The following is a 15,912-nucleotide window of genomic DNA, read 5'->3' as shown; positions in this document are numbered from 1 at the left end:
TATTTAAAGCTTATATAAAGCAATATAAAATTATAATCAACACTAGCAAAAAAATGAACGACTTTTTACAATCTATAATTGACAGAGACCCTGCGGCAAAATCTAAACTAAGTTTAATTTTAACTTACCCTGGTGTTAAAGCAGTTTTTTTTCATAGAATTGCTAATTTTTTTCAACTTGCTAAATTTCATTTAGTTGCAAGAATAATTTCTCAACTCTCTAGGTTTTTTACTGGAATAGAAATTCATCCAGGAGCTAAGATTGGAAAAAATTTATTTATTGACCATGGTATGGGTGTTGTAATCGGTGAGACTTCAGAAATTGGAAATAATGTAACCATTTATCATATGGCAACTTTAGGTGGGATCGCACCAAGTATTAATTCAAACGAACAGAGACAAGTTAAGAGACACCCCACATTAGGTGATTGTGTAGTCGTTGGTTCTGGTGCTCAAATATTAGGCCCTGTAATAATTGGTGCTAATGCTAAAATTGGAGCTAATGCAGTAGTTACTAAAAATGTTCCTGAAAATGCAGTAATGGTTGGAATACCTGCTAAAAATGTTGGAACAGCGACTGAAGAATTTAAACCTTATGCTGTAGAAGAGGTAGATAAAAATACTTCAAACTAATGAAAAATATTCAAGACAACTTTATTTCTGGAATTGGTAATACTCCTTTAATCAAACTTAGAGCTGCATCAGAAATAACTGGTTGTAATATTTATGGTAAAGCAGAATTTATGAACCCAGGTGGGTCTGTTAAAGACAGAGCGGCACTTGCTTTAATTAGAGATGCTGAGACCAAAAAATTAATTTCCAAAGGTGGAACAATAGTTGAAGGTACTGCTGGAAATACTGGTATAGGCTTATGTCTACTTGGTAACTCACTTGGATATAAAACAATCATTGTAATGAATGATAACCAAACCCAAGAAAAAAAAGATCTTCTTAGAAACATTGGTGCTGATTTAAGGTTAGTTCCAGCTAAACCTTATAAAGATGATGCTAATTTTGTAAAAGTTGCAGCAAAACTTGCTGATGAATTAAGACCTTCAAATAATAATGGAGTTGTTTGGGCTAACCAATTTGACAATGTTGCAAATGCTAAGGGCCACTATGAAGGAACAGGACAAGAAATTTGGGAACAAACCGAAGGTAAAGTTGATGGTTTTGTATGTTCATCTGGAACAGGTGGAACAATTTCAGGAGTAAGCAATGCTCTTAAAGAAAAAAATAAAGATATTAAAATATTTTTATCTGATCCAAAAGGATCTGCTCTTTATAATTATATAAAAAATGGTGAATTAAAATCTGAAGGTGGTTCTATTACTGAAGGTATTGGATCAAGTAGAGTAACAAAGAATTTTGAAAATGCTAAAATAGATGACGCCTACTCTATTGATGACCATGAAGCGCTTCCTATACTTTATGATTTAATTGAAAATGAAGGTTTAAGCCTTGGTACTAGTTGTGGAATTAATATTGCTGGTGCAATTAGATTAGGTAAAGAGCTTGGTCCTGGAAAAACTATTGTAACAATTCTTTGTGATAAAAGTGATAAGTACGCTACTAAAATGTTTAACAAATCTTTTCTTGAAGAAAAAGGATTACCTTTTCCTAATTGGATTGATTAAATTTAAATAAAATTATGACTGGTCAAAGACGTTGGTTAAAAATTTGGGCAAGAACAGTTGGGATGCCCATAGGTATTAATGACAAAGACAAACCTGAATTTTTACCTATAAAACAAAACGATGTTAAAAAAGCATTAGCCTTTAGAACATTTTGGATTCTACTTCATGTCCTAACTTGCCTATTGATTATAGCTGGTAATGGTCGCGTAATGGGTTGGTGGTAATATCTAAATAATTATATACCTCTAACAATATTTCATTTAAGATATTTAGATGAATCTTGCTAGTGGTTACATATTTCTAGTGTTAGCAATAATACTTGGTATTTCCTCTAATGGTTTCTTAAAAGCTACAGAGGGCTTTACAAATATTTACCCTACTCTTTTTTGCATTATTACAATTGTTGCATGTATCTTTTGTTTATCTAAGGCAATGAATGTTATACCTGTTGGCTTTACTTACGCTACTTACGGGGGGCTCACTATTACTGCTGTAACAATTTTTGGTGTTGTGAAATATAATCAAACACCAAACCTTTATGCTGTTCTTGGAATATCTTTAATTATTATTGGTGTTATATTATTAAATACAATGGGAAAAACTAATTAATGAATATGACAACTTCCTACTTATTTCTAGCTTTAGCAGTAGTACTAGGTGTTGCTTCAAATAGTTTTGCAAAAAGCGCTGAAGGTTTTACTCTACTTGTTCCAAGTATTATTACGGCAATTACTATAGTTTTATGCATGTATGCCTTATCAATGGTGATGAAAAATATTCCAATGGGAATTACTTACGCATCATTTGCGGGTCTTGCGATTATCTCAACTGTAGGTGTTGGCATAATCAAATATAATCAAGTTCCAAATCTTTATTCGATAGTTGGTTTGTGTTTTATTATTGTGGGTGTACTAATGGTAAATCTTTTAGGGAATAATTAATAAAATTATTTAAATAAAGCTAGTTAGGAGAGTTTCTAAAATTATCGAAATCCTACAGTTTTGCTAGGTTGCATTCAATAAATATATTTAACATAAAGTGAAATAAATATTTTGAATACAATATTCAAAAATGTTAATCTATAAATATCAATAAAGGAGGATGATTATGAACTTATCACCACCTGACACATAACTGGTGTGATTAAATAATCAAAGACTAGATAAGACCAATAAAATATGAATCTATTATTATAGATTTTAGCGTATACCGCTCACTTACAGGGGAACTCTTTTGGAGTTTACCGAAAGGGTGACCCCCTTAATAAAGCGGTCAAAAAATATCTGGCAACACATGATTGCCATCATCATTTAAAATAATATCAAATTCATCAACTACATTAGAAATATCTAGTGGCGAATATAAATGTGGAAACATATTTCCATCTGATGCTTGTTCCCAAACTAAATGATCTAACTTTAAAGTATCAACCTTTAATAAAATTAAATCATTTTGATTTTTGTAAAACTTTTGAAGAGTTCCGGCAACCTGATCATCACCTGAAAAATGAATGTAACCATCTTCTAAATCTTTTTTAGAACCAGTTAATTGACCTTTACTTTTAGCTTCTTGCCACTCAGATTTGGTGCATATTTTATAAACAAACTTAAAGTTCATTAAAAATTTATATTATTCAGGAGGGATATTGACAATAAGAAACTTCCCTCAAAAGAGGGAAGTTAATATTAACTATCTAATAGAGAGAGAAGATAATGTTAATTTTTTTTAATTTTATGAGCCCCTTATAGATAGTAAATTTCAATATTAAAATGACTATTTGTCACTAATAGAATGTAAATATTGAATATTTTATTTTATCTGTTCACTTAGTGAACGATTTACCAGGATGAGTTTGGTTGACCTAGGAACTCTATTTCCTCAGGAGTAGATTTTCTATCTAACACTATGTTTCGATGGGGATATCTATGAAATTTTTTAATTGCTAATGTGTGATATTTCCAAGATTTTTTTATAGAAACTAAATCTGGATGATCTTTTAAATATTTATCGAGTAAATAGTAGGCCATATCATGATCAGTTATCTCCTCACTATGAATGAGTGGTAGTAGCATAAATAATCGTTGATCCTGATCCATGTCATCTAAAAATCCAGCATAAACAGAATCATTAACTATTAATCTTGCTTTATGGTCTTGACTAAAAGCTTTTGAGTCGTCTCTAAACATGTTTCTTGAAAATTGATCAAACAAAATAACTAGTGCTAAGCTTCCCAATGGAGTGTCTTGCCAATCATCATATTCACTTGTACTTGCTAATTCAAAATCTTTTAAAAAAAATTTCTTAATAGAAGCATCAAGTTTTTCATCTCTTTTAAATCTTTTTTCAATTGGAGTTTCTTTAAACCAGAAATCAATTATTTCTTGAGCCTTGGTAGGTACTACAGACATTTATTTAGAAACTGGTTTTAAAAGTTTAAGCATTTTATTATGTATTAGCTGATTTGCAGATACTAAAATATTTCCTGCGTTAACTGCATCTCTATTATCCCAAGTAGTTACAACTCCACCTGCTGCTTTTATAATTGGCATTAGTGGATGAATATCCCAAATTTTATTTGTAGCCTGAAATACAACATCAATTTTTCCTTCACATAGATGAGAATAACTTAATGCATCTGCAGTTGGAAATTGCATTAATTTTAAAACTTTTGGGATCTTCATTTGTTGTTTAAGACTAACTGCTCCATGAAAAGCCCCAGAAACTTTTATGTTAGAAAAAAGTATATCTTTTGAAACTGAGATTTTTTTTCTCTTGTTATTCTCAAATACATAAGCTTTTTTATTATTAGTATTTAAATAGTATTTATTTAAAACAGGAAAATTTGCTAAACCTACAACAGGGTTTCCTTTATAATTAAGAGATATTAAATTACTCCATGTAGGGTTGCCTATTACATATGATCTTGTTCCATCAATTGGATCTATCACCCATGTAAAGTCACTAGTTGATTTTTTGTGGCCAAATTCTTCACCTATAACTTGATGACCTGGAAATTTTTGTTTAATTTTTAACCTAATAAATTTTTCAAATGCTTTGTCAGATGTGGTAACAGGATCATATCCTTTACCTTTAAGCTTATTAGATATCACAAAAGTTTTATTAAGTTTTGAATAATAAAATTTATTTAAATTCTTTGCTAAAGTATTTAAAAAGTTCGAATATAACTTGTACTCTTTCACACTTAATAAACTCATTATATTATGTTCTCAATTTGACTTTCTGCTTCTTTAATTGATTTTTCATAGTCTATAGCCAATTGATCTGCAGCAATAATATCTATTTTTTTTATACCAAAAAAATTTAAAACATGAGTTAGCCAAGGTGTTAAAAAATCATCCTTACTATTGATTTTTGTGCCACCAGAAGTGATTATGAGATAAACCTGTTTGTCTTCAAGCAAACCTACCCTGCTTCCGTCTTCATTATATTTAAATGTCTCTTTAACTCTTGCTGCTAAATCCGCCCAGGCTTTTAGTGTTGCTGGTGGCCCAAAATTATATATCGGTACAGAAATTATAATTGTGTCACTTTCTTTTAACTCCATGACTAGTTTATCTGACATTTCAAACATTTTCTTATGTTGCTCTGTTTGCTCACCATCAGGAATTTTCATTCCTGACTCAGTTAAATTAGAAATAAAGATCATTTCGTCATTAAGGTCTCGGTAAACAACTTGATCTTCTGGCTTTTTAATTTTGTCCAATAATTTTTTTGCTAAAGCTCTTGAGGTAGAACCTTCTTTTCTAGCACTGGTGTCAATTTGATATATTTTCATGAATTAATTATCTTTAGTAGTTTCTAACCGAAATTTTGTAAAAATGGTAAATAATTTAGAATATAATAGCCAAGAACTTGTAATTGGTTTGTTAAAATTAAAATTCCTGTAATTAAAAGTATTATACCCCCTCCTTTTGTAACCAAATTAATATTTCTTTTGAAATTTTTCGAAAATAGTAAAAACTTTTGCATCAAATAACCTGATAGAACAAAAGGTATCGCTAATCCAAGTGAGTAAAAACTTAACAGTAAAATTGCTTTATAAATAGTTTCTTCAGTAGAAGCTAAAGCAAGAATTGATCCTAAAATAGGGCCAATACACGGTGTCCATCCAAAGCCAAATGCCATTCCAATAATAAATACAAAGAAAATATTATTTGATTTTTTTGTATAAAATTTCTTTTCAACATTGAGAAATTTAATATTTAAAACACCAATTAATTGAAGAGAGAATATGATTATTATAACTCCAGCAATAGTTCTTAAAATTTGAGAATTTTGTAAAAGAATTTGTCCTAAGAAAGAAGCAGTTGCACCAAAGACAATGAATACAAAAGAAAAACCTAATGAAAAAACTATCAACGGCAATAAATCTATTTTCTTTTTTTCTAAAATTTCATTTAATGTACTGCCAGTAATAAATGAAACATAACCAGGAATTAGTGGTAAGACGCATGGGGATAAAAAGCTAATTAACCCTGCGCCAAATGCAATAAATAATTCTAACATTAAATATTATTCAGCTAACACTTTTAGGTTTTGTTTTCCAAGATTATCAATTGATAGCTCCATGTTATCACCATCTTTTAAAAAAACAGGAGGACTCATGCCAAGACCAACTCCAGGAGGAGTTCCTGTTGTAATTATATCACCAGGCATTAACGTTATAAAACTTGTAATATGAGCTACCAAGAAGTTAAAATTGAAAATCATCTGATTGGTGTTACCTGTTTGATGTCTGTGACCATTAACATCTAGCGTTAAATTTAAATTATTAAGGTCTTGAATTTCATCTTTAGTTACTAAATAAGGCCCTAAAGGTCCAAATGTATCACCAGATTTACCCTTTACCCACTGACCTCCTTTTTCTTTTTGCCATTCACGTTCACTGATATCGTTACAAATACAATAACCAAAAATATAATCTTGTGCATCTTTTTCTAAAACTCTTTTTGTTTTTTTTCCTATGACAAAAGCAATTTCAACTTCATGATCTAATTTTTTTGAAGTCTTGGGGATGATTACATTGTCATTTGGTCCAATTATAGAATGAACAGACTTATTAAATAGAACTGGGTTTTCAGGTGTTTTCGCACCAGTTTCTTTTGCATGTTCCACATAATTTAAACCAATTGCAAAAAAGTTTCCAGGTTTAGAAATACAAGATCCTATTCTTTCATTTTGATTTATTTCTTCCAAACTTTCTAAGTTTATATCTTTAATTTTATCTAAAGTTTCAAAATTAATACTTTCAGGATTTAAGTCTTTAATAATTGATGATAGATTTCTATATTTTCCATCCTTATCTAATGCTACAGGAATTTCTTGACCTTCTTTTCCAATTCTTAAAAATTTCATTTTTTATTTATTTTTTCTATTGCTTTATATAAAGAGCTATGATCTGTATTTCCCTGACCATCTGCTACTAAATCTTTATACATTTCTTTAACTAAACTAGAAATAGGCAAATGAGTTTCAGCTGCTTTTCCAGCATTAATAATGTTAGTCATATCTTTTAGTTGTGTTGTAGTTTTTCCTTTTGGGGTAAAATCTTTGTTGATCATTCTTTTTCCGTGAGTTTGCAATATTTTACTATCAGCCCAACCCCCTGATAAAGCTTCAATCATTTTATTTGGGTTAGTGCCTGATTTCTCACATAATGTAACAGCTTCTGCTACAGCTCCAATGGTAACACCAACAATTATTTGATTTGCTAGTTTTGAAATTTGGCCAGAGGAAACAGGTCCAACTAAAGTTGGGTTGCCTAATATTTTAAGAAGATCATAACATTGTTTAAATGTTTCTTCATCACCGCCTACCATAATAGCAAGAGAGGCTTCTTCTGCACCAATTGTTCCGCCAGATACAGGTGCATCTAAATAATTAATATTTTTTTCTTTTAAAATCTTAAAATATTTTTTTGTAATAACGGGATTAACTGAACTCATATCAATTACAGTAGCTCCCTCTTTAATATTAGATATAAACTCATCACTGCCCATTACCTTTTCTACTGCAGCATCATCTGTAAGCATCGTAATAATTACATCAGAATTTGTAACAACGTCTTTGATAGATGTAGATATTTCTGCTCCAAATTCTTTTAATCTATCTGCTTTATCTTGAGATCTATTATAAGCTCTTAAGTTAAAGCCTGATTTAAGAAGGTTTTTTGCCATTGGAAACCCCATAAGACCAATTCCAATAAAGCTAATATTCTGCATATGATTTATTATATCCTATAATATTTTTAAACTACAGTTAATCACTTTGTAATTTTTATATTTTAAAGGATTTTGACTTAATCCCCTTAACATTTGTTTTAATTTTAAAAAAAGAGCCTGAAAGTTTATATTTCTTAATTTCATTTTTAGTCATACCCTTTAAGGCAGTTGATATATAAATTTCATTATTACTCAATCCACCAAACGTACAATTAGTAATATTTTTTGCTGGTAATTCAATTTTGTGAATTTTTTTACCTCTTGAATTATAAACAGAAATACATGCTCCACCATAATGACAAATCCAAACATTTTTTTTTGAATCAATTGTCATTCCATCGGGTGAGCCATCTATTTTTGAAAATTTTAAAAATTTTGTCTTTTTAATTATCTTGTATTTTTTATTTATTCTAATTTTATAAATTGTTTTACTTCGACTATCAGTATGTAAGAAGTTTTCAGAGTTAATAAAAGCAGGACCATTTGTAATATAGTATTTTTTATCGACTTTATGAATATTAAGTTTTTTATCTAAGCAATATAAAGATCCATTTTTAATGTTTCTCTCAAGATTATCCATAGTACCAAACCACAATCTACCTTCAGGATCAATTTTTCCATCATTTATTCTATTTAGAGGTTTGTCTTCTTCAATTGGAATAGATCTAATAGTTTCTTTATTTTTTAGATTAACAATTCTAAGCTCTGATTGTAAACCAAGTATAAAGATATCTTTTTTAATGTGAGCTAGAAACCCAATTTCTTTATTAATCTTTATAATTCTTCTTTTATTAGTTTTAACATTTAAAGTAAAAATCTTTTTTTTCTTAATATCAACAAAGTAAATTGAATTGTGTGATGGCACCCATAAGGTGCCTTCACCTAATATTGTTTTCGAATTCCATATAACTTTGGGCTTTGAAGTTATGATATTCAAATTATTCAGCTACAACTTTTGAGTTTTGTTCACCTAAATTATCAATTGATAATCTAATTGTGTCACCTGCTTTTAAAAATACCTGTGGTTTTTTTCCCATACCTACTCCTGGAGGTGTTCCAGTCGTAATGATATCACCCGCTTGTAACGTCATGTACTTACTTAAATATGAAACAATAAAGAACACATTAAAAATCATTTTATCTGTGTTTCCAGTTTGCATTCTTTGCCCATTAACATCTAAGCTTAAATTAAGACTGTTAATGTCGGAGATTTCATTCTTGGTAACTAAATAAGGTCCAATTGGTCCATAAGTATCATGTGATTTTCCTTTAACCCATTGTCCCATTTTTTTAAGTTGCCATTCTCTTTCACTCACATCGTTTACTAAACAATATCCAAGAATGTGATTTTCAGCCTCTTTTTCACTAATATTTTTAGTGTCTTTTCCGATAATTATTCCCAATTCTACTTCCCAATCAAGCTCTTTTGAATCTTTTGAAATTTCAATATCATCGTTAGGACCATTAATTGAGCTTGTCGCTTTCATGAATACAATAGGTTCTGATGGAGCATCCATACCAGATTCTGCTGCATGGTCAGAATAATTTAAACCAATTGCTACAAACTTTCCTGGCTTATTAATACAAGCTCCTATTCTCTCAGAATTTGAAATTTCAGGTAAACTTTCTAAATCTATACTTTCTAATTTTTTAATAGTTTCAAAATTTACAGTATCTGAATTTAAATCAGTAATATGAGAACTTAAATCTCTAAATTTTCCATTTTTATCTAATGCTGCTGGTTTTTCTTTTCCTTTAACACCTACTCTTAATAGTTTCATAATTTTCCTTTTCTTAATTTATTAAATTGAAATTCCACCATCAACAGAAATTGTTGTTCCTGTAGTAAATGTTGCATCGTCTCCAGCTAAATAAACTGCTACAGCAGCTATTTCTTCTGCTGTTCCTAGTCTTCCCATTGGTTGTCTTGCTATAAAATCTTTCTTTGCTTGTACCGGGTCCGGGCTTTGATTAACTCTATCTTGCCAAGAAGGTGAAAATACTGTTCCTGGTGCAATAGAATTGCATCTAATATTTTGTTTTACAAAATCTGCAGCTATTGATTTAGTTAAGCCAATTACTGCTCCTTTTGTAGTTCCGTAAACAAATCTATTTGGAAAACCTTTAAGGCTAGAGGCACATGACGAAACGTTAATTATACTTCCACCATTTTGCTTAACCATTAAAGGTAAAATTGCTTTACACATTTGATACATAGATTTGACATTTACATCAAAAGAAAAATCCCAATCTTTTTCTTCACATTCTAGAATAGTTCCATGATGAACAAAACCTACTGCGTTGAATAAAACATTAACTTTATCAACACTTTTCATAAATTCTGAAATAGCATTATTGTCTGTTGAATCTAAAGTTTGAACTTTAATTTTAGGATATTCTTTATTTAATTCAGCTAAAGTTTTATTATTTAAATCTGTTGCAGTTACATTTGCTCCTTCATTATGAAATGCTATAGCTGTTGCTTTACCAATTCCTTGGCCTGCAGCTGTTACAATAATATTTTTACCTTCTAGTCGATTGCTCATGTTTTTCCTTTTTTAATGTGAATGCCTGGGCATCCCTTTTGTGTTTGTTATATCTAAATATAAAGATTCAGTTTCTAGGCAAGCACCTGTTTCTAATTGACCCACCATTTTTCTGGAAATTTCCTGCCATGGTGTTTGGTTTGTTAATACTGGGATCTTGGTATTTTTTTTTCTATCTGAGATCTCAGTCTCTGATATTAACAAATCTATCCTTCTATTGTTAAGATCAATCTTAATTTTATCTCCTGTTTGAACTATCAATAAATCCCCACCAATAGCCGATTCTGGTGAAACATTCAAAATAGATGGACTTTCTGAAGTGCCACTTTGTCTGCCATCTCCTAATGTTGGAAGAGTGTTAATCCCTTTTTTCAATAATCTATCTGGTGGCTGCATATTTACAACTTCAGCAGAACCTGGGTAACCTACGGGTCCACAACCTCTAATCATCAAAATTGATTTTTCATCTATATTTAACTTTTCGTCGTTTATTCTTGAATGGTAATCCTCTGGTCCTTCAAATACTACGGCATTAGCTTCAAATACATTTTTATTTTTTGGATCTGATAAATATCTTTTTCTAAACTCATCACTAATAACTGATGTTTTCATAACAGCAGAACTAAAAAAATTACTTCTCATAACGATATAACCTGCATTTTCTACTAGTGGATTTTCAAATGATTTAATAACATCACTATCTACATCTATTTTAATCTTTAAATTTTCTTCTACAGTTTTCCCTGATACTGTAAGTACGTTTTTGTGTAATTTATTATTTTTTAATAATTCTTGCATAATTGCAGGAACCCCTCCTGCTCTATAAAATCTTTCCATCAAATGTTCGCCAGCTGGCTGACAATTTACAAGTAATGGGATATCGTGACCTATTGTTTGCCAATTTTCTATATCTAATTCTAAACCCATATGTCTTGCTATTGCTGTGAGATGTGGTGGACAATTACTTGAAGCTCCTATTGCACTTGCAACTAATATTGCATTTTCGAATGCTTCTTTAGTCATGATTTTTGAAGGTGTTAAATCTTCATGAATCATATCAACAATTCTTTTTCCTGTTTCAAATGAAATTTGTGATCTTTCCCTGTATGGAGCTGGTATAACCGCACAACCTGTTAAAGACATTCCTAATGCTTCTGCAATAGAGTTCATAGATGATGCTGTTCCCATTGTATTACAATGACCTATGCTTGGTGCTGATGCAGCAACCATGTCCATAAATTCATCATATGTAATTTCTCCTTTTGCGTGCAGTTTTCTCGCTTCCCAAACTACAGTTCCAGAACCTACTTTTTTTCCTTTATAACTTCCATCAAGCATCGGACCACCTGATAAAACTATTGCTGGTATATTTACAGTTGCCGCAGCCATTAATGCTGCTGGCGTAGTTTTATCACAACCAGTTGTTAAAATTACTCCATCTATAGGATAGCCAAATAAAACTTCTACTAAAGACAAGTAAGATAAGTTTCTATCCAAACCAGCTGTAGGCCTTTTACCTGTTTCTTGAATAGGATGAGTTGGGAATTCAATGGGTATTCCTCCCGCCTGTCTAATCCCATCCTTAATTCTACTACTTAATTCTTGAAAATGTCTATTACATGGTGATAGATCACTACCAGATTGAGCAATTCCGATTATAGGCTTTCCAGATTGCAATTCTTGTCTTGTCATTCCATAATTTAGATATCTTTCTAAATATAGAGCAGTAAGAGCTGGATCATTTGGATTATCAAACCACTGTTTGCTTCTTAATTCTTTTTTTTTCATTTTTGTGAATTTTATTATAACCAACCTTTATCGACTACATAATCTTGATTAGTACATCCAGATGAAGCATCAGAACCAAAAAATAGAACTGTTTTAGCTATATCTGAGGGCATTAACTTATGTTTTAAACACTGTTTTTTTAACATATCTGCCTCAGACTCAGGTGTTAACCATTTCTCAACTTGTCTCTCTGTCATCACCCAACCAGGAACTACTGAATTTACTCTTATATCAAACTCACCAAGGTCTCTTGCAAAAGATCTTGTTAAACCCACAACGCCAGATTTAGCAGCAGTATAAGCAGCCATTCCACCTTGTCCAATCATCCATGAAACAGACCCAATATTTATAATGGAGCCACTTTTATTTGCTATCATTGCTTTTTTAACTGACTGAACTGTAAAAAAATAATGTCTTAAATTAATATTCATTCTTTCGTTCCAAAATTCCTCAGTTACTTCATCGATAGAATGTCTCTCATCATTTGCTGCATTATTTACCAAAACATCGATTGCTCCATTATTATCAATAATTTTTGATATAGTATTTTGTAAATCTTTTATATTTAATAGGTCACACTTTATAAAAGTAGGAACAGAAAAATTTTTATTTTTACATTCTAAAACTAATTTATTTGATGCTTTCTCATTTATATCTATAAAATATACTTCTGAACCTTGTTCACAGAAATGCTCTACGATAGAGGCACCAATACCAGAACCGCCTCCAGTTACAAAAACTCTTTTATTTTTTAAATCTTCATAAATAGCTGTCATTTAAATCCTCTTTTTTGAATCTTTATCAAATAAAGAAATTTGAGATGTATCAATATTTAATTTTAATTCTTTATTTATTTCTATATCAAATGTAGATGCAAACTTACCAAGAACTTGTTGTCCAAGATAATCAAACGTTACTATTTGCTCATGACCTGTGTATTCTAAAAGCTCCGACTTTAAATCAATTTCAAAACAATCAGGATTAATTTTATCAAAGTAAATGTGTTCTGGTCTAATTCCTAAATAAGTAGTTAGTTCAGTGTTTTCAAATTTATTTTTAAAAGAGTAGTTCCCAACTGGTATTTTAATACTATCATTTGAACCATTGGGCATAAAAATAATATTATTATCATGTTTCTTTAATTTACCTTCAATCAAATTCATTGATGGAGATCCAATAAAATCTGCAACAAAGACACTTTCAGGTTTATTGTAAATATTTTTAGGTGTATCACATTGTTGAATTAATCCATGATCCATAATTGCAATATTTGTACCTAAGCTCATAGCTTCCGTTTGATCATGTGTAACATAAACTATTGTAGTTCCAAGTTTTTGATGTAGTTTTTTTATTTCTCTTCTCATTTCAACTCTTAATTTTGCATCAAGATTTGATAACGGTTCATCAAATAGAAAAATTTTGGGGTCTCTTACTAACGCTCTACCCATTGCAACCCGTTGACGTTGACCACCAGATAATTGAGATGGTTTTCTGTCTAACAGTTGTGTTATTTGTAATAAATTAGAAACATCATTTAATGCTTTTTCTATTTTTTCTTTTGGAGTTTTTCTTTGTTCCAGTCCAAAGGTAACGTTTTTTCTAACAGTCATTGCTGGATAAAGAGCATAAGACTGGAACACTAAAGCAATATCTCTATCACTTGGCTCCATATTATTTACATTATGATCGTCTATCAAAATATCCCCGCTATTGGATGTTTCTAGACCTGCAATTGTATTTAACAATGTAGATTTTCCACACCCAGATGGTCCTAAAAGTACAAGAAATTCACCGTGTTTAATATCTAGATTAATTCCTTTTAAAACTTCAGTTTTTCCAAAGTTTTTATTGATGTCATTAATTTTTAAAGTTGCCATATTATCCTTTCACTGATCCTGCTGTTAGTCCTTTAATAAAATAATTTCCAGCAAGAATATAAACTATTAATGTTGGAACACCTGTAATAATTGCTGCTGCCATATCTACGTTATATCTTTTGACAGCTGTACTTGTTAATACCAAATTATTAAGGGCTACTTGAATTGGTGCTGCTTCCCCAAATGAAAAAGTAGCTCCAAATAAAAAATCATTCCATACTTGTGTGAATTGCCAAATGACAGTTACAACTAGTATAGGAATAGAAATTGGTAGGATAATTTTAAAAAATATTTTAAAGAATCCTGCTCCATCAATTCTTGCAGCTCTTACCATTTCATCTGAAATAGATACATAATAATTTCTGCAGAATAATGTTGTAAAACAAACTCCATATACTACATGAACTAATATTAGCCCACTTATTGAATTTGACATTCCTAGGACACCTAGAGTTCTAGCCATTGGTAATAATATTGCTTGATAGGGTATAAAAGTTCCAAATAAAAATAATAGAAATATATATGAATCTCCTTTAAATCTCCATTTTGTTAAAGCGTAACCGTTAATAGCTCCAAGTAAAGTTGATATTATAACTGCTGGGACTACTAACTTAATAGAATTCCAAAAATAAGGTTTAAGAACAACATCACCTCCTGTAAATCCAGCTCCATCCCAGGCCTGTTTCCAAGCATCAAACTTAATAGATTCTGGTAAAGAAAATAAATTACCCTGTCTAATTTCTGGCATAGTTTTAAATGATGTTACAATCATTACATATAGTGGAGTTAAATAATAAAATACAAAAATTCCTAATATAAAATATAAAATCCATCTATAGATAATATTTTTTCTTTTAGAATTTGCTTCTAATCTATTAAGATTTAATTTTTCTTTATCTTGCATTTTCCCTCTTTAATTCTGAATACAAATACGGCACAACAATTGCAGATACTGTTAAAAACATCATTATCGCACTTGCAGATGCTAGTCCCACTTCACTTCTATGAAAAGCCATAGCAGTCATAAACACTGCGGGCATATCTGATGAAATTCCTGGCCCACCTGAGGTTAGTGCTATAATTAAATCATAACTCTTGATTGATAAATGAACCAAAATTACTATTGCACTCATAAAAACTGGTCTCATCATTGGAAGAATAATTTTACTATAAATTGAAAAAATTCCTGCACCATCTATTTTTGCAGCTTTAATAATTTCATCATCAACCGATCTCAGGCCTGCTAAAAAAATTGCCATAATAAATCCGGAAGATTGCCATACACCGGCTATTACTATCGTGTAGATTGACATTTCTGGTGTTACTAACCAATCAAATTTAAAGGTTTCAAAACCCATATCATTAACAAACTTTTCAATGCCTAGTGTTGGATTTAGAACCCATTTCCAAGCTGTTCCTGTCACTATGAACGATAAAGCCATAGGGTATAAATAAATTGTTCTTAAAAAACCTTCTGCTCTAATCTTTTGGTCCAGTAATATTGAAAGAAGAATTCCAATAGCAATACATAAGATTATAAATAACACTGTAAATATTAGTAAATTTTCAACTGCTACATGCCATCTTGGCATATTCCATAATCTAATATACTGATCTATCCCCCAAATTTCGTACCTTGGTAGCATCTTAGATTTTGTAAAAGAAATATAAATCGTCCAAAAAATAAAACCATACACAAACCAAGATAAAATTCCAAGTGATGGTACTAGAACTAATTTAGGTAAATTTTTTTTTAACCAAAACATATTTTTAATTAGATCTGCGCTATCATTTTTATGAAAGCGCAGATTTTAACGTACTTT

At 30.5% G+C, this 15,912-nt stretch carries 20 protein-coding genes; 5 read left to right on the top strand and 15 right to left on the bottom strand.

Annotated elements, in window-relative coordinates; translation table 11 throughout:
- Positions 1 to 53: 53 nt before the first annotated feature.
- Genes epsC through AC5SL9_RS01920 form a run of 5 tightly spaced genes read left to right on the top strand, consistent with a single transcriptional unit; the run spans position 54 to position 2,577 of the window.
- Positions 54 to 632 (top strand): serine O-acetyltransferase EpsC, encoded by a 579-nt coding sequence (gene epsC / locus AC5SL9_RS01940; protein ID WP_494574251.1) that lies wholly within the window; start codon positions 54 to 56, stop codon positions 630 to 632.
- Entirely contained in the window at positions 632 to 1,636 is a 1,005-nt protein-coding gene (locus AC5SL9_RS01935; RefSeq protein WP_494574250.1) for a cysteine synthase A, read from the top strand. The genes epsC and AC5SL9_RS01935 overlap by 1 nt, the downstream gene beginning before the upstream one ends.
- A 14-nt stretch (positions 1,637 to 1,650) precedes the next feature.
- Positions 1,651 to 1,860: a hypothetical protein gene (locus tag AC5SL9_RS01930; protein WP_027306630.1), complete on the top strand. Its 210-nt coding sequence runs from the start codon at positions 1,651 to 1,653 to the stop codon at positions 1,858 to 1,860.
- Between the two features lie 49 nt (positions 1,861 to 1,909).
- Positions 1,910 to 2,245, top strand: coding sequence for a DMT family transporter (locus AC5SL9_RS01925; RefSeq protein ID WP_494574249.1), 336 nt, complete (start codon positions 1,910 to 1,912; stop codon positions 2,243 to 2,245).
- Entirely contained in the window at positions 2,245 to 2,577 is a 333-nt protein-coding gene (locus AC5SL9_RS01920; RefSeq protein WP_006997130.1) for a DMT family transporter, read from the top strand. The genes AC5SL9_RS01925 and AC5SL9_RS01920 overlap by 1 nt, the downstream gene beginning before the upstream one ends.
- Positions 2,578 to 2,908: 331 nt before the next feature.
- Here the strand turns inward: AC5SL9_RS01920 and AC5SL9_RS01915 are convergent, their stop codons facing one another.
- The 15 genes from AC5SL9_RS01915 to AC5SL9_RS01845 all read right to left on the bottom strand — a co-directional run bounded on the left by AC5SL9_RS01915 (position 2,909) and on the right by AC5SL9_RS01845 (position 15,855).
- A complete protein-coding gene (locus AC5SL9_RS01915) occupies positions 2,909 to 3,253 on the bottom strand; it encodes a DUF952 domain-containing protein (RefSeq protein ID WP_006997131.1) in 345 nt (114 codons plus the stop codon).
- Between the two features lie 221 nt (positions 3,254 to 3,474).
- Positions 3,475 to 4,044: a DUF924 family protein gene (locus tag AC5SL9_RS01910; RefSeq protein WP_006997132.1), complete on the bottom strand. Its 570-nt coding sequence runs from the start codon at positions 4,042 to 4,044 to the stop codon at positions 3,475 to 3,477.
- Positions 4,045 to 4,851 (bottom strand): inositol monophosphatase family protein, encoded by an 807-nt coding sequence (locus AC5SL9_RS01905; protein ID WP_006997133.1) that lies wholly within the window; start codon positions 4,849 to 4,851, stop codon positions 4,045 to 4,047.
- Positions 4,851 to 5,432 (bottom strand): FMN-dependent NADH-azoreductase, encoded by a 582-nt coding sequence (locus AC5SL9_RS01900; protein WP_006997134.1) that lies wholly within the window; start codon positions 5,430 to 5,432, stop codon positions 4,851 to 4,853. The genes AC5SL9_RS01905 and AC5SL9_RS01900 overlap by 1 nt, the downstream gene beginning before the upstream one ends.
- A 23-nt stretch (positions 5,433 to 5,455) precedes the next feature.
- On the bottom strand, positions 5,456 to 6,163 hold the full coding sequence (locus AC5SL9_RS01895) for a cytochrome c biogenesis CcdA family protein (protein WP_006997135.1): 708 nt from the start codon (positions 6,161 to 6,163) through the stop codon (positions 5,456 to 5,458).
- A gap of 6 nt (positions 6,164 to 6,169) precedes the next feature.
- Positions 6,170 to 7,012, bottom strand: coding sequence for a fumarylacetoacetate hydrolase family protein (locus AC5SL9_RS01890; protein ID WP_494574248.1), 843 nt, complete (start codon positions 7,010 to 7,012; stop codon positions 6,170 to 6,172).
- Positions 7,009 to 7,878, bottom strand: a complete 870-nt coding sequence (locus AC5SL9_RS01885; protein ID WP_006997137.1) for an NAD(P)-dependent oxidoreductase — start codon at positions 7,876 to 7,878, stop codon at positions 7,009 to 7,011. The genes AC5SL9_RS01890 and AC5SL9_RS01885 overlap by 4 nt, the downstream gene beginning before the upstream one ends.
- A 55-nt stretch (positions 7,879 to 7,933) precedes the next feature.
- On the bottom strand, positions 7,934 to 8,815 hold the full coding sequence (locus AC5SL9_RS01880; RefSeq protein ID WP_494574247.1) for an SMP-30/gluconolactonase/LRE family protein: 882 nt from the start codon (positions 8,813 to 8,815) through the stop codon (positions 7,934 to 7,936).
- Between the two features lies 1 nt (position 8,816).
- Positions 8,817 to 9,659 (bottom strand): fumarylacetoacetate hydrolase family protein, encoded by an 843-nt coding sequence (locus tag AC5SL9_RS01875; RefSeq protein ID WP_494574246.1) that lies wholly within the window; start codon positions 9,657 to 9,659, stop codon positions 8,817 to 8,819.
- Between the two features lie 21 nt (positions 9,660 to 9,680).
- Positions 9,681 to 10,424, bottom strand: a complete 744-nt coding sequence (locus AC5SL9_RS01870) for an SDR family oxidoreductase (protein WP_006997140.1) — start codon at positions 10,422 to 10,424, stop codon at positions 9,681 to 9,683.
- 12 nt (positions 10,425 to 10,436) lie between these two features.
- A complete protein-coding gene (locus tag AC5SL9_RS01865; RefSeq protein WP_494574245.1) occupies positions 10,437 to 12,212 on the bottom strand; it encodes an IlvD/Edd family dehydratase in 1,776 nt (591 codons plus the stop codon).
- A 14-nt stretch (positions 12,213 to 12,226) separates the two neighbouring features.
- Complete coding sequence (locus AC5SL9_RS01860; protein ID WP_006997142.1) at positions 12,227 to 12,988, bottom strand: SDR family NAD(P)-dependent oxidoreductase; 762 nt, start codon at positions 12,986 to 12,988, stop codon at positions 12,227 to 12,229.
- Positions 12,989 to 14,089, bottom strand: coding sequence for an ABC transporter ATP-binding protein (locus tag AC5SL9_RS01855; protein ID WP_006997143.1), 1,101 nt, complete (start codon positions 14,087 to 14,089; stop codon positions 12,989 to 12,991).
- 1 nt (position 14,090) lies between these two features.
- Positions 14,091 to 14,993: a carbohydrate ABC transporter permease gene (locus tag AC5SL9_RS01850; protein WP_006997144.1), complete on the bottom strand. Its 903-nt coding sequence runs from the start codon at positions 14,991 to 14,993 to the stop codon at positions 14,091 to 14,093.
- Complete coding sequence (locus tag AC5SL9_RS01845; RefSeq protein WP_006997145.1) at positions 14,983 to 15,855, bottom strand: carbohydrate ABC transporter permease; 873 nt, start codon at positions 15,853 to 15,855, stop codon at positions 14,983 to 14,985. Before AC5SL9_RS01845 ends, AC5SL9_RS01850 begins: the two co-directional genes overlap by 11 nt.
- Between the last annotated feature and the right edge of the window lie 57 nt (positions 15,856 to 15,912).

The sequence above is a fragment of the Candidatus Pelagibacter sp. PS_37 genome (assembly GCF_059417825.1).
The sequence above is the reverse complement of the archived record's forward strand: the minus strand, read 5'-3'. Positions and strand labels throughout refer to the sequence as shown.